Source organism: Arthrobacter sp. Cza30, from assembly GCF_059090765.1.
On record NZ_JBNHGA010000009.1, the window covers coordinates 301,354 to 315,573 of the forward strand.

The following is a 14,220-nucleotide window of genomic DNA, read 5'->3' on the forward strand; positions in this document are numbered from 1 at the left end:
TCAATCGACGGTGCGCCCCGTTCCGGGCAGCCCGTGCGCGGACGGACGGCTCAGCGGCGCCTCGGGCCGTCAACCAGTCTAGCTAGGGCCGTGACGGCCGGCTGGCCGGGCGGCTTGCCGGACGACTGCCGCAGCTCGACGCGCGACGGCGCGTCCCGAGAGGTTCTCATGAGCCCACTGCGCGAGCTGGCGGCGGCGGCCCTCATCCCATGGTGCGTTCGAGAACGAGATGAGCGCATCCGCGATCACTTCCGGATCGCGGTCGCAGCCGACTCCCAAACCGTTCTCGTTGATGAGGGATCGAGTGGGTTCGGGGCCCGCGTAGATCACCGGAGTTCCGACGGCCACCGCGGAGTATGCCTTCGTGGGCACCGCGAAATCGTATCCGGTGTCTGCACGGAGGCAGGACAGGGCGACGTGCGCCCCTCGAAGCACCCTGGCGGCTTCGGCAGCCGGTACGAGCGGGCCGAAGCTGACCAGATCAGCGAGATGGTGCTCGGCGACGAGATCCTGCAACGCGCCCCAGTCACTACCTTGGCCGATGAAGGCGGCTCGAACTGCGTGTCCGCGCCGCCGCGCCACGGCGAGGGCCTCGATGAGCACGCCAGCACCATGCCACTCGCTTGCCGTGCCCACGTAAACGGCGAAGGCAGCTTCTCCGTGCGGCGCGACGTCAGCGTGGAAGGTCTGCTCGTCGACTCCGTGACCCACCACGACGGGCGCGGCCCGTGGTGCCAGCTCGGCCACGCGGTCGGCGACCTCGCCCGTGACCGCGAGAACCCCTGCTGCGCCGGACAATGCCCAGCGTTCCATCGCGCGGACAACCCGCACGACGAATCGAGGCGCGCCTGTGGACTCAGCCGCAAGGGACACGATGTCGCCTGCGTAGTAGACGTAAGGGATACGTCGCAGCCCGCACAGGGCGCGCACGACAACACCGGTGGTCGGTGGAGGTTCGACGACGACGACGTCCGGTCGGCGTGCGAACAGGACGCGGAAGAAGGCTGGGATGTCGAAGCTCAGGTAGGGCAGGTAACCGCGAACATACCCGTGGCGATCGCGCAGGACGGGCCAGCGCTTGACGCGGTAGCGCCGCTCGTGGTCGGAGGTCGCCGCACCTCGACCGGGAGTGGACGTGATGACTGTCACGCTGTCCCCCTCATCGGCCATCTCGCGGCACAGCGTCGACAGACGCTCGCTGGCCGCAGCAGGCTCGGGGGCGAAGATGCGACTGACGAGGGTGATGCGCATGACGTGTAGATCCTAGACGAGCATCGGTTCTGCCCCGCCGCCCTCTGTAAGAATGGATCCGTGAGTCATACCCCTGCGCGCACTTCCCGCCGCGGGGATGCATGGGTCGTGATCCCGCTCTACAACGAAGAGGCGGTCATCGGGCAGGTCGTGCAGGATCTCAAAGAGGACTTCAGTCACGTCGTCTGTATCGATGACGGCTCGACCGACGAGTCCGCGGCCGTTGCACGCGCCGCAGGCGCTATCGTCATCCGTCACCCGTTCAACCTCGGCCAGGGAGCTGCTCTGCAGACCGGCTTCGAATTCGCGCTTGAGCACGCCGACGCTCAGTACATCGTCACCTTCGACGCAGATGGTCAGCATCGGGTTGAGGATGCGGTCGCTATGCTGGACCGTGCCAGGAGTCACCGCCTTGCCGTAGTTTTCGGCTCGCGCTTTCTCGACGATCGAACCCGCCCAGGCGTGCTGAAGAAGCTCGTATTGAAGACCGCCGTGCGCGTCACGAACGTCACCACTGGACTGACGCTGACTGATGCCCACAACGGCTTGCGCGTTATCCGGCGAGACGCCGCGGCGAAGGTTGATCTCAAACAGGACCGCATGGCCCACGCCACTGAGATTGTCCTGCAACTCGGGCGAACTGGCTTGCCGTGGGCGGAGCACCCGGTCGAGGTGCTGTACACCGATTACTCCAGAGCAAAGGGCCAGAGCTTGCTCAACGCCGTCAATATCCTCGTGGACTTGGTGGTGCGCTGATCATGTGGATCCAGTTGCTCCTCGTGATCGCTATCGCGACTCTCGGCGTCATAGTGATGCGCCGCAGCGGCGCAGACAGCCATCTGGCGCTCCGGCGCCTGGGCCTGATGCTGTTCGTGGTCGTCGCGATATCGGCTGTGCTGTTCCCGCAATGGCTGACCTTCGTGGCGAATCTGATCGGCGTCGGCCGCGGTGCAGATCTGTTGCTCTATGCGCTGGTGATCGTCTTCCTGGTGTTCGTCTTCTCTCAGTTCCGTCGGAACGTCTCGCTCCAGCGGCAACTCACCGTGCTCGCGCGCCGGACGGCCATCCTCGAAGCACGGGAGACGGAGCGGGAGGTCGCTGCCCATCGAACGGCAGTGGATCGTTCGACACCGGCCTCGCCCGCCGATACCGAGCCCGACGACGGTTCCAGCGACGAGGGTCTCAACCGCAGGCTGTGACCCGCCAGAGCGACGCGTCGCCCTCTCTGTCGAGGAGTTCGAAACCGGGTTTTCCGTCGATGTCCGTGAAGCCCGGCATGATCCAGCGCCCTGGATAAACCTCGCCAGGCCCGAAGTCGAGTACGTACCGGGCTTTGAAGGCGTCGAGCGCTGAACAGACGCTGGGATCGGATGCCACGTCGCGGAGCGAATTCCACAGGACCCCATAGTCTGAGCCACTGGGCGGCGCCCACGTACGCGGGACGACATCCCTGCCGCTGATCGCGTAGCCGAAAGAAGCTCCGGTGCTGGGGTTGGCCACGACGACGCCGTCGGGAGGCACATGCTCGTCAAGTCGGCGCAGGATGGCAAGCTCGTCCTCGGACAGGAAACTATCCGCCGTGATCGTGAAAAGGTTGGGATCCAGTCGCTGCGCGAACACATCTCGCCGCGCGATCTGCGGCGATACGACGAGCGCCGCGGCTCCGACGAAGGCGATGACGCCCACGGCGCTCCAGCCGGCGCGACCCTGCCCGCGCTGGCGTCGCCCGCGCGCGTCATCCCGCGCGAGAGCAGCGCCGGCCCACCGCGCGATGGCTGCTCCTCCGATGCCCGCGAGGGGAATGACGGCGACAGGCGCCAGCGCGGCCAGCCGATATGGATCTGTGTACCAGGCTCCGACCCCCAGGGACCGCAGGCCGGGCGAGCCAACGGCGGCTGCGAGGAAGTACAGACCGCTGAGTACCACCCAAAGCGTCGGGAGCCACCGCAGTTCGGGTCGGCGCATGGCCACGGCCAGCCCCACGAATGCCAGCATGCTGACTCCCACGGCCCACGGATAACCAAGGTGGCCATTCCCGAGCACGTCGACCAGAGCCTCGAGCTTGCTGCGTGACGGGGGCCACGTGACCGACACGCTGGACGCGAACGTGAGCCACAGCACGATGGTGGTCGTAATCGCCACGACGATTGCCGTCACAGCGAGCAATCGAAGGCGACCCGGCAATCCACGCCACGCCGAGATCAGCGACCAGAAGCCGATGCTCAAAGCGGCCGCAGCCCAAGGCAGTATCACCGAGGGTTGAGCGGCGGCGATGGCGGCGACCGCCATGGACGTCAGTGCGACAACGCGGAACCAACGAGAGGCGAGGGCCGCGTCGGTGTGGACGAGGAACATGCGCGTGCTGAGCACGAGGGCGATGCCGGCCGGAAGCAGCGAGACAGCGTGCAGCTGCGGGTACAGGATTCCCCATTGCATCAGCAGGAGCGGAAAGGCGGCGACGAAGCCGCTGAGCGAGGCGGAGATCGCGGCGGCGATCGTTCCTGCCGCGACGCGAGTCAGATAGGCGATGCCGAGCGGCCATGCCGCAGCACCAAGAACGACGCTGACCAGGTTCGCAGCGACGGTCGCGTCCACCCCCGTCAGCTGTGGGACGAGAGTCGTGAGCACGTGCCAGCCAGACGGGTAGAAGCTGTTCGCACCGATCACGGCATTCAGCTTCAGTGGCGAGGCGTCACCGGTTTCGATCGCGAAGCGGAGCGCGCTGAGGTGGAAGGCCGCGTCATTGGTCTGTGATATCGCCGCTGGCTCGCCTATGTAGAAAGCGAGTCTGCAGAGCGTGTAGAGGCCGCCGATCAGCACACCGACGACGAGGATCGTTGTGCGCGAGCGGCTGGCGGGCCGGTCGGATACCGGGTTCAACTTCAAGATGAGCCGGACGGCGAGTACCACGGCCGCGATGACAAGTGACGCCAGAATCGCCGTGACAGGCCGCCACGCGATCCCGAACGCGCCGAGAACGAGCGCGGCCCCTGTCAAAGCCGCAGTGCCGAACGCGGGAGCGAGTGCCAAGGCCGGCAGTCCGCGGAGTCCCGCGGCAAGGGCGATGAGGACTCCGGGACCGAAGATCACCGTGACTGCGGCGACGAAAGCAGGGCCCTCAGCAAGCCAGGCGAGCACCTAGGCCTCGATCCGCCTGATCGCTCCCTCCACGGGTCCGTCGTAGACCACCAAGCCCTTGTCGATGACGATCCCGCGTGTGCAGAGTTCGCGGACCATCTCCATGTCGTGGCTTACCACCACTAGTGTCTTTCGGGCCGCAATGAGCTCCTGGAACTTGATGCGACACTTCTCGCGGAAAGGTGCGTCGCCCACTGAGAGGATCTCGTCCACGAGCAGGACGTCGAGGCGGACGTGTATCGCTACGGAGAACGCAAGGCGCATGAACATGCCCGACGAGTAGTGCTTGACCTCTTGGTCGATAAATTGCGAGATGCCGCTGAACGCAACGATCTCGTCGTATCGGGCCTCGATCTCCCGGCGATTCATGCCCAGGATCGCAGCGTTGAGGAAGACGTTCTCGCGTCCGGACAACTCAGGGTGAAACCCTGCGCCGACTTCGATCAGGCCAGCGACACGTCCTCGCGTCAGCACCTCGCCGCCGTCCGGTTGCATCACGCCGGATACCAGCTTCAGCAGTGTTGATTTTCCAGATCCGTTCAGACCGAGGATCGCGACTGACTCACCCTCGTTGATGACGAGGTCGACGCCTCTGAGTGCCTCGAACTGACTCGTGACCTTCTGCCTGCGAATCCATGCCACGAGTGTGTCTTTGAAGGAGTACGCATGGTTCAGCGTGAACTTCTTGTGGACCCCGTCGAGAATGATGCTCGGCCGGTTGTCCACCGCGGTCATGCCACTCATAGATCCTGTGCGAACCTTCCCTCTAGACGGCGGAACACACCCTGGCCGAGCGTGAGTGCCGCGAGGCTGATGACGAGCGTCCACAAGGTGTTCCACCCCAGGTCGGGCGGCAGCGACAGCTCACTGCTCGTCACGGGGTACCAGAAGGCGTAGTGGAAGAGTTCCACGGCCTGGGTGATGGGATTGAGCAGGTACACGCGCATTGCCCAGTCGGGCAGTACCTCGTCGACCATCGTCCAGAAGTACAGCACCGGTGACGCCCACGTAGCGAGGAGCAGCAGCAACTCGACGATGTTCTCCGCGTCTCGGAACCTGACGTTCAGCGCGCCGAAGAATAGGCCTAGCCCTAGCGCGAAAACCATGATGATCAGGATCCCGGCGATGATGGCGAGGATGGAGAGAGCGGTGATGTGTACGACCCACCCGAGGAAGAGGACCACGACCACGAGCAGTGCTAGCTGCGGCAGGAAGTGCACGAATGCGACGAAGGCCGCTGAAAGCGCGAAGAGCTGCCGCGGTAGATAGACCTTTCGCACGAGTGGCGCGTTGTTCACTATCGACGTCGTCGCGTTCTTGAAGGCCTCCGAAAAGAGGTTGATGACCACGATCCCCGAGAACAGATACACGGCGAAGTTCGGCACACGATTCAAGTCGAGGAAGACACCGAAGACGATCCAGAAGACGAGGAACTGGGCCGCCGGACGCACATATGACCATGTCCATCCAAGGATGGAGTTCCGGTATCGCGTCGTGACCCCGGTGCGGACGAGGAGTCGTAGCAGGTAGTGCCACCGGAACGCGTCGAGAAGCCCGCGGCTGCGCCCGGGTATGTCGAACTCCGCACGCGGCACGGTGGCGAAGACGTTGGTGTTTTCGGGCAAGGCTCAACTCGAGTTCGGGGATGGGTCATGCCCACAAAGGCGTGGACCCATCATATCGCGCACGCCTGATCGCAAGCCGTGCGCGCTCGATCAGAGAATCTGCGACATGCTTGACCAGCCTCTTCCGATGCGGACGCTGCCCGACCAGCCGCCGTCGCCGTCGCCCCGGTAGAGCATGAGCTCGCCGCTCGCCGTACGTGCGAGCACATCGGGGCCTCCAGCGCCATCGAAGTTCCCCGGTCCGGCGAGCGCCGTGAAGCCGCCCCACCCTCGACCGATCTGGCGTGCCTTCTTCCATCCACCGGTACCGGACGTCGGATAGAGCCACAGCGTCCCGTCGGAGCGCCGAGCGAGGAGATCGTCGAAACCGTCGCCGTCGAAGTCTCCGACCGGGACGAGGTGGTCGAATCCGCTCCAGCCGTTGCCGACGACGGACGAACCAGCCCAGCCGCCTTTGCCATCACCTCGGTAGAGGATGAGTCGGCCGCTCGAATCGCGTGCCATGACGTCGACGTTGCCGTCTGCGTCGAAGTCGATGGCACCGAACACGCTTGTGAGGGCTCCCCATCTGACGCCTATTGACACTGGCGGCCCGAGAGTCGTCCCATCCGTACCGGGAAGCAAGGAGAAGGTTCCATCGGTGCCGATGCGGCCGAGATCACGCACACCGTCTCCGTTGAAGTCGGCCATCGCAACGAGCCGCGCACCGGCAGGCCAGGAGCCGTCGAGAACGCCACTTCCCAGCCATCCGCCCTTCCCATCGCCGCGGTAGAGCAGCAGACCGCCATCGGCTACAGCGACGAGGTCGGTGTAGCCATCGTTGTTGATATCACCCGCGCCGGGGCCCGACGTCCGCGGGGCCGGCGCCTCGACCGGGATGCCAGGGCCCACGATCGACCGCATCCCCCCCCATGAGGTGCCCACCTGTGCCATGTAGGCGACGGCAGTGCCGGTTCCGCGATACAGATGAAGGGCTCCGTCGCCATCGCGAGACAACAGATCCGGCTTGCCGTCACCGGTGAAGTCACCGGGCGCAACGAGAGCGGTGACCGAGGACCAGCCCCGGCCGATCTGTGCGCTGCCTGCCCAACTGCCGCGGCCGTCCCCTCGATAGAGGTGTAGCGTGCCGGCACTGCTACGCGCCATGAGGTCTGGGATCCCGTCGCCCGAGAGATCGCTTCCGCCTGTGATGCTGGTCATGGCCCCCCAGCCGTTGCCGATGACGGCAGGCGGATGGAACGATCCCTTGCCGTCGCCGCGCCATAGCTGCAGCTCGCCCTTGTGGGTCACGAGGAATACATCCGGATTCCCATCGCCGTCGAAATCGCCGGCGCCCGTGACAAGCCTCGCCGACGACCAATCGACAGCCAGTACTTCGGGATCGGCGAGGCGAACCCCGTCGCCGCGGTGAAGAACAGCGCGAGACTGCGAATCGAGTCCGACGAGGTCGCGATGACCGTCCTGGTCCACGTCGCCGACCGCGACGAGTTGCGACAACCCCTGACCTTCGAGAAGCGTGACGGCCGTCCCCCACCGCCCCACCTTCGAGAACGGGTAGGCGAGGACGTTCCCCGTCGAGGTCAAGGCGAAGATGTGATTCGTGTCGTCAAGCGCTAGGGCGGGCGCGGCCGTGGACGACAGCGAGGTCAGCAGGTCCGATCTGATCCAAGAGGTCACGCCATCCACGCTCACTCGAGACCATTCCGCGTATGTGCCCGTACGCACGAGCAGTGTTTCTGAAGCCAGGGTGCGTACGCCGTCGTCGCAGCTGGTGGAGGGCGCGCGTCTGGCGTTCACCGCATCCGTGTTCGTCACGTAGAGGCCCGACGCAGCGGCCACGCTCGAGGCGCCAGGCTCCGCGCATGCATTCGCCGGAGTCTGGGTCGATCCGAACCAGTCGGTGAAGTAGTTGAAGAAGTTGCGGTTCCCGTAGCTCGAGCACCCGTCGCCCTCGCCGTAACCGGCGCGAAGTGCGGCTGCGTTCGGCTGATACGGCGTGTAGTAATACAGGTTCGCGGTCGCCTGATTCTGGATGTAGACCGGGGAGGAACCGCAGTTCCGGTTCGGGTTATAGAGCACGTTCCACGTTCTGCCAGGCGCGTACCAGGTGAAGTACTGACTGGTGCCAGGCGGATTGGCGTAGCGCTTCATCTGCCACGCTGCGCCATACACCTGGTTGAAGAACCCGTAGTACCGGGTGTCACAGGCTGCTGTGTCAGGGCACCCTTGCCCCATCGCGATCGTGTAGCGCCACTCGCTGGGCCAGTTGTGGGTGACGAGCCCCTGTTCTTTCTGAAGCGTCACCAGGATCACCTGAGGGTTGATCCCGCATGCCTGTGCGACCTTGTAGATGATGCGCGATGCTCGCTCGCGCACGCCGCCGGAGTATGCGCCGCACATCGCGTCCGCAGACGTCGTACGCGACGTGTCATACCAGTCCTTCAGACATGTGTACCCCGCGTCGCAGCGCGGCACGCGTTGCTCGAGGAACATCTGAATCTGCGACTCAGTCATCGTGCCGCTGTCGAAGAACACAGCATCGCTGACGATGCTGCCGGCCTGGAACTTCGATAGGTCCGCCGCCTTCGCGCTTCCCGCTTGTGCGATGGACGCGGTGTGAGCCGAAGTCGCCGTATCCGCTCCCGCAGCTGCCGCGATCGCCGTTGCTTGCGGCCCGCCCACGACTGCGCCGGACACGACGACCGCCATTGCGAACACCGCCGCGAGACGCGTCGCGCGCATGCGGATTCTTCTCCTCGGAGCCCCCACCATGGGACCAGTGTGACTGATGTGACGCGTGCATACAACATTTCGCGTGTGCGGCAAGCTCCGGCACTCCATTCCAAGCTGGTTCACAGGAACCAGCGGTTCACAGCTCCGCGTGGAGCATCCAGACCTTGTCGGCAGCCTCGCGCCACGAGAAGGCCCGCCCGCGGTCGCCGGCCATCACGCCGAGTCGTTCGGCGGAGGCGGCTGAGCCGAGAGCATCGGCGAGCGCTGCACCGAGGCCCTCCCCCAGACTCGAGGCGTCCGGTGCCGCGACCAGCTCGCCCCCGTCGAGCACCACGTCATGGTGCACGGCGGAGTCCGCCGCGATGACGGGCACGCCGAGAGTGAGCGCGTCCACGACGCGCCACGGGAAGGCCGCACGACGAGAGGGGGCCACAAAGGCGACAGCGCCTCCGAGGACGGCGGCTCGATCGGCGACGTCCAGCGCCTCACGGACGTGTACCCGCCTCTCCGGCACGCCGGCGGCCGACGCGAGCTCGACGACGGCCGGTTCATGACCCTCGGCGACATCGATCACGACGATCGGGACATCGATGCCGGATGCCGCCACGGCGGCGAACCCGGAACCCAGTTCTTCGGACACGAGCGGTTCACCGGAGAGCAGGATGAACCCCTCCGGGAGGTCGAGAGCGCGCCGGCGGCCGACCTCGTCGGTGGGAACAGCGAAGCCGAGGGGCGATGCGCCGGCGATGACGCGCACACGGTCCACCAGTGCCGGTGCGATGCCGATCAGCCGCTCGGCGAGTGAGTGAGTGGGGACGACCACCGCGTCGGCGTGCTTCACGGCGCGCTTGAGCATGGCCCTGTGCCACCCGACCATGGAGCGCGGCAGGTCGTCGGGCGACTCCCACGGGCGCAGGTCCCAGACGGTCACGACGGTCTGGTGATGGTCGTGCACGCGGTCATGTTTGACGAGGGGCGCGAGTAGCGTCGGCGAGTGGATCATGCCTCCGCCGATGCCGGTGCCGACGCCCAGCTGCAGCGCTGCGGCGAGCTCGCGGCGCGGCAGCGCCGTGCGCCGCACGTCGGCGAGTCCGGTGACTCCCGCGAGCGCGTCCGCATCTCCGCCTGCGGGCACGATGGCGGCGACCTCGCAGCCGGAGGGCGCGCTCGCCACGAGCGCCTTCGCCAGCTCGCGCGACGCCTCGGCCAGGTGGGGGTCGGTCGACGCGACGAGCTGGTCGAGCATGACGCGGAGTGTCGCCACCACGTCAGCCCTCCGGCGAGGGGGTCGGCGTGGGCGGATGAAGAGTAGTGCGGATCAGCTCCTGGATGTAGGCGTAGTCGGGGTTGTACTCGTCGATGCCACCCTCGGGCGTCAGCTCGATCGTCGTGATCGGCTGCTCCTTGGCTTTCAGCGCAAGGTCGACGAGCGTCGGCGCGATGAGGCCCTGCGGCAGGTCCGTCTCGACGATCGCGGTGCCGGCGGCTGCGACATCCTGGAACCGGGTGAGCACGTTCTGCGGGTTGAACTGCGCGAGGATGGCCTCCTGCAGCTGCCGCTGACGCTTCATGCGGTCGAAGTCGCTGGTGGTGTACCGCGAGCGGGCGTACCACTGCGCGGTGTCGCCGTCCATGTGCTGGGGGCCGGGCTCGATCCAGCCGATGGCCCACTCCTCGGCGGGCTGCCCGTCGTACGCGGGGCCGCCTCCCTTCGGCAGGCGCTGCTCCACCGTGATGTCGACGCCCCCCAGGGCGTCGACGAGCGCCGCGAAGCCGTGCATGTCGATGAAGACGTAGTACGGGATCTCGATCCCCATGATGCCTTCGGCGGCGTCCTTCGTCGCCTCGATGCCCGGGGTGGAGCCGTTGGCCGCAGCATCCGGGTACAGCTCCGAGCCGTCCTGACACACCTCGACCTCGGTGCGCAGCTGGTTGATGCCGCTCCCCCACCCGCAGCTGGGGTCCGCGTGGCCCTGATGACCGTCGGGGTAGCGGTCCTGCATGGGACCGGGCGCGAACGGGAAGTGCGGCATGTCACGCGGGATGCCGGTGATGGTCACCGCGCCGGTCTGGGCGTTGATCGACACGACCGAGATGCTGTCGAAGCGCATCGAGTCGCGCCCCTCACCCGAGTCGGCGCCCAGCAGCAGGATGTTGTAGTAGCCGTCGGACGGCGGCACCACCGGCGCCGACTCGCCGAACAGGTCGGTGAAGGCATCGCGCGTCGCCCCTGCGACCTGCGCGGCGTACACCGCGCCGCTCCCCGCTCCGACGAGGAGCAGCACCGACACGAAGGCGATGGCGAAGCGCGCCAGGGAACCCGTCTTCACCAGCCGCACGAGACGCAGCGTGTCGACCGTGAGCAGCACCCACAGCACGACGTAGCCGACCAGCACGATCTGCACGAGTGTGAGCGGCACCCACCGCAGCCACGCGAGCCACTCGGGGATCCATGCGCCGGTCGCGATGGACACGAGCGTCGATGGCGACAGCAGTCCGATCACGGCGGTGAGGGCGAGCAGAACCCACATCACCAGCGTCGCGCCGAGACCGAAGCGGCCGAGCCGCCGGTTACCGGCGACCGCTTGTGCGGAACCGGGCAGGAGGAAGTTGAGGATCACGAGCCACCAGCCGCGGCGCGTCATCACGGCGCGCGACGAGACATCCGGATAGCGCAGCGGGCGCTCCTCGACGACCGAGGCTCGCGGAACGCGGGCGGACGACCGCGGCGGGTTCATCACGCTCACAGCGACTCCTTCAGCCGCCGGTTCTTCTCCTCGACCTGTCCCTCCAGCTCCCGGGCGTACGCCTCGACCCGTTCGGCGACGGAGGAATCAGACGCGCCGAGGATCCGAGCGGCGAGAAGGCCGGCGTTCTTCGCGCCGTTGATCGACACCGTCGCGACCGGGATCCCGGCAGGCATCTGAACGATGCTCAGCAGCGAATCCATGCCGTCGAGGGTCGCCAGCTGCACCGGCACGCCGATGACCGGAAGCGCCGTCACGGATGCCAGCATGCCCGGGAGGTGAGCGGCGCCCCCGGCGCCGGCGATGATCGCGCGGAGACCGCGACCGCGGGCCTCGCGCCCGTAGCGCATGAGCTTGTCGGGCGTGCGATGCGCCGATACCACCTCGACCTCGTGCGGGATGCCGAAGTCGCTGAGCGCCTGCGACGCGTCGCTCATGACGCGCCAATCCGAGTCGGAGCCCATGACGACGCCGACCAGGGGCGCGTCGGAGGAGTGCAGCGGCCGAGTCACTCGTCAAGGCTAGGGCGGCAGGCTGGAAGAAGCCCGCAACGGCGCGGCTGCTGTTCCAGCCGCCTCGCGATCGAGAGGTCAGTCGACGAAGAAGGATGCCGCGGCGCGGGCCTGGTACGCCACCTCGTCGAGATCGTCGCCGACGACGTTCACGTGCCCCACCTTGCGTCCGGGTCGAGGCGTCTTGCCGTAGGTGTGGATCTTCGCGCGCGGGTGATCCGCCATGGCCTCCGCGAACCGCTCCTCAAGCGCGCCCTCGGCCGGTCCGCCGAGAATGTTGACCATGACGGTCCACCCGGTCAGCGGATCGGTGTCGCCCAGCGGCAGGTCGAGGACGGCACGCAGGTGCTGCTCGAACTGGCTCGTGAACGCACCGTCCTGGCTCCAATGTCCGCTGTTGTGAGGGCGCATCGCGAGCTCGTTGACGAGGACCCGCTCGTCGGTCGTCTCGAAAAGCTCGACCGCGAGCATCCCGGTCACGCCCAAGCCCTCGGCGATGCTCACGCCGATCTGCGTGGTGACCTCGGACAGGCGCTGGCTGCCGTGGGCGGCGGGCGCGATGACCTCGGCGCACACACCGTCGCGCTGGACCGTCTCGACGATGGGATAGGCGCGCACCTCACCGGACGGGCGCCGCGCCACCTGCTGGGCCAGCTCGCGGGAGAAGTCGACGAGCTCCTCGGCCAGCAGCGCTCCGCCCCGACCGTCCTCGGCGAGCACCGCGAACCAGTCGTCCGCCTCGCTGCCGGCGCTGACGACGCGGACGCCCTTGCCGTCGTAGCCACCGCGAGGCGTCTTGACGACGGCCCGTCCGCCGTGGGCGTCGATGAAGGCCTGCAGCTCTCCGGCGCCGGTGACGGCGGCCCAGTCCGGCTGCGGCATCCCGAGTTCTTCGAGTCGGGCGCGCATGAGCAGCTTGTCCTGCGCGAACCGCAGCGCGTCCGGGCCGGGGTGAACCGCCACGCCGGCGTCGACGAGAGCATGCAGCACGTCCTGCGGCACATGCTCATGGTCGAACGTCACGACGTCCACCTCGCGCGCGAACGCGAGAACGGTGTCGGCGTTGCGATAGTCGCCCACCGCGGTCGCGGCCGGGGATGCGGACATCCCCTCGTCCTCCGCGAGCACGCGCAGCTCGACCCCGAGCTCCACCGCCGGCGCGATCATCATGCGAGCCAGCTGCCCGCCCCCGACGACTCCCACTCGCAGCGCCATGCCGCTCCTTCCGACTCCTCCATCTTCGCGCACGGACGCGGACGTCGTCGCGGGGGCGACGCCGGGGAGCGACTACGCGCCGGAAGGGACCGGAGGCGGCGGGCCCGGCGGAAGCGGCTGCGCGTCCCGGTGCGCGAGGATCTGGTTCACCTCGACCTGGTCGACGAGCGCCTCATGCACGAGCTCGACGCTCGGGATGTCGGTCAGCCGCAGCGGCTGGTCCACGCCGTTGGACAGCGCGAGCGACCCCGCGCCCCACATCCGCTGCAGCAGACCGCGGCGCACCTGCACGCTGTAGCCGCGCACATGCGTGAGCTCTCGCCGCTTCACGACGAGGACTCCGCGGCGCTCGATGACCCGGCGGGTCGTGATCGTGTACACGTGCGACCACCAGCGCAGGAAGGGCAGGAAAACCAGCAGCAGCACGACGACGCCGGCGGCGGTCAGCAGCATCCAGTTCTCGAACGGTGCGGGCAGGTTGCCATACAGATAGCCGGACGCGCCGGCGACGGCGATGAGCACGAGCGCGGACCAGGTCAGCCGGCGCGCATGACCGCGGAAGCGCGCGACGAGCAGTTCGGGCGTGGGCGCACCCGGAGCGGGCGTCAGCGGCCTGCCGCCATAGCTCGTCGGCTGCGTCATGGTCCCATTGTCACGGTGATCCCCGACACCGCCCGGATCACCCGCCGCATTGCGTCACGCTGCACACTCAGTCAGCGGACGTGGACCACGTCGCCTGCCGAGACGGCGCTCTCGAACTCACCGTCCTGCACGACGACCAGCCGCCCGTCGTGGTCGATGCGCTGAGCGCGGCCGCGCAGCATCTCGTCCCCGGGAAGCGACACGGCGACGTCGCTGCCGATCGTGCTGCACAGGGACTCCACCTCGCCGAGCACGCCCGACGCGGCCGCGTCGCCGCCCGCGGCGATCAGGGCGGACAGCTGCTCGTGCAGCGCGTGGAGATAGTCGGCCAGCAGTCGGTCCTCGTCGCACTCGAGA

The 14,220-nt window shown here is 67.2% G+C and carries 12 protein-coding genes and 1 pseudogene; 2 read left to right on the forward strand and 11 right to left on the reverse strand.

Going from position 1 to position 14,220, the window contains the following annotated elements; translation table 11 throughout:
* Positions 1 to 78 precede the first annotated feature (78 nt).
* Positions 79 to 1,251, reverse strand: coding sequence for a glycosyltransferase family 4 protein (locus AC5RVZ_RS27935; RefSeq protein WP_494068870.1), 1,173 nt, complete (start codon positions 1,249 to 1,251; stop codon positions 79 to 81).
* A 60-nt stretch (positions 1,252 to 1,311) separates the two neighbouring features.
* Here AC5RVZ_RS27935 and AC5RVZ_RS27940 point away from each other — a divergent pair, with 60 nt between their 5' ends.
* Both AC5RVZ_RS27940 and AC5RVZ_RS27945 read left to right on the forward strand, forming a co-directional pair.
* Positions 1,312 to 2,007 (forward strand): glycosyltransferase family 2 protein, encoded by a 696-nt coding sequence (locus tag AC5RVZ_RS27940; protein WP_494068871.1) that lies wholly within the window; start codon positions 1,312 to 1,314, stop codon positions 2,005 to 2,007.
* Between the two features lie 2 nt (positions 2,008 to 2,009).
* Positions 2,010 to 2,450, forward strand: a complete 441-nt coding sequence (locus AC5RVZ_RS27945; RefSeq protein ID WP_494068872.1) for a DUF2304 domain-containing protein — start codon at positions 2,010 to 2,012, stop codon at positions 2,448 to 2,450.
* Here AC5RVZ_RS27945 and AC5RVZ_RS27950 read toward each other — a convergent pair.
* From AC5RVZ_RS27950 to AC5RVZ_RS27995, 10 genes and pseudogenes are all read right to left on the reverse strand, one after another.
* A complete protein-coding gene (locus AC5RVZ_RS27950) occupies positions 2,434 to 4,389 on the reverse strand; it encodes a DUF6541 family protein (RefSeq protein WP_494068873.1) in 1,956 nt (651 codons plus the stop codon). The two genes, AC5RVZ_RS27945 and AC5RVZ_RS27950, sit on opposite strands and share 17 nt — an antisense overlap.
* Positions 4,390 to 5,133, reverse strand: coding sequence for an ABC transporter ATP-binding protein (locus AC5RVZ_RS27955; RefSeq protein WP_494068874.1), 744 nt, complete (start codon positions 5,131 to 5,133; stop codon positions 4,390 to 4,392).
* The gene (locus tag AC5RVZ_RS27960; RefSeq protein WP_494068875.1) at positions 5,130 to 6,014 is read right to left on the reverse strand and encodes an ABC transporter permease; all 885 of its coding nucleotides are present in this window, start codon (positions 6,012 to 6,014) and stop codon (positions 5,130 to 5,132) included. The genes AC5RVZ_RS27955 and AC5RVZ_RS27960 overlap by 4 nt, the downstream gene beginning before the upstream one ends.
* A gap of 90 nt (positions 6,015 to 6,104) precedes the next feature.
* Positions 6,105 to 8,756 carry an FG-GAP-like repeat-containing protein gene (locus tag AC5RVZ_RS27965; protein ID WP_494068876.1) on the reverse strand — a complete coding sequence of 884 codons (2,652 nt, stop codon included), beginning with the start codon at positions 8,754 to 8,756 and terminating at the stop codon, positions 6,105 to 6,107.
* 127 nt (positions 8,757 to 8,883) lie between these two features.
* Positions 8,884 to 10,014, reverse strand: a complete 1,131-nt coding sequence (locus tag AC5RVZ_RS27970) for a glycosyltransferase (RefSeq protein ID WP_494068877.1) — start codon at positions 10,012 to 10,014, stop codon at positions 8,884 to 8,886.
* A 1-nt stretch (position 10,015) separates the two neighbouring features.
* Positions 10,016 to 11,494: an LCP family protein gene (locus AC5RVZ_RS27975; protein WP_494068878.1), complete on the reverse strand. Its 1,479-nt coding sequence runs from the start codon at positions 11,492 to 11,494 to the stop codon at positions 10,016 to 10,018.
* Positions 11,491 to 11,958: a 5-(carboxyamino)imidazole ribonucleotide mutase gene (purE, locus tag AC5RVZ_RS27980; RefSeq protein ID WP_494068898.1), complete on the reverse strand. Its 468-nt coding sequence runs from the start codon at positions 11,956 to 11,958 to the stop codon at positions 11,491 to 11,493. The genes AC5RVZ_RS27975 and purE overlap by 4 nt, the downstream gene beginning before the upstream one ends.
* A 126-nt stretch (positions 11,959 to 12,084) precedes the next feature.
* Positions 12,085 to 13,221: a 5-(carboxyamino)imidazole ribonucleotide synthase gene (locus AC5RVZ_RS27985; protein WP_494068879.1), complete on the reverse strand. Its 1,137-nt coding sequence runs from the start codon at positions 13,219 to 13,221 to the stop codon at positions 12,085 to 12,087.
* 72 nt (positions 13,222 to 13,293) lie between these two features.
* Complete coding sequence (locus AC5RVZ_RS27990) at positions 13,294 to 13,863, reverse strand: PH domain-containing protein (protein ID WP_494068880.1); 570 nt, start codon at positions 13,861 to 13,863, stop codon at positions 13,294 to 13,296.
* Between the two features lie 71 nt (positions 13,864 to 13,934).
* Positions 13,935 to 14,220: pseudogene (locus AC5RVZ_RS27995) on the reverse strand (biotin--[acetyl-CoA-carboxylase] ligase); the annotation flags it as partial.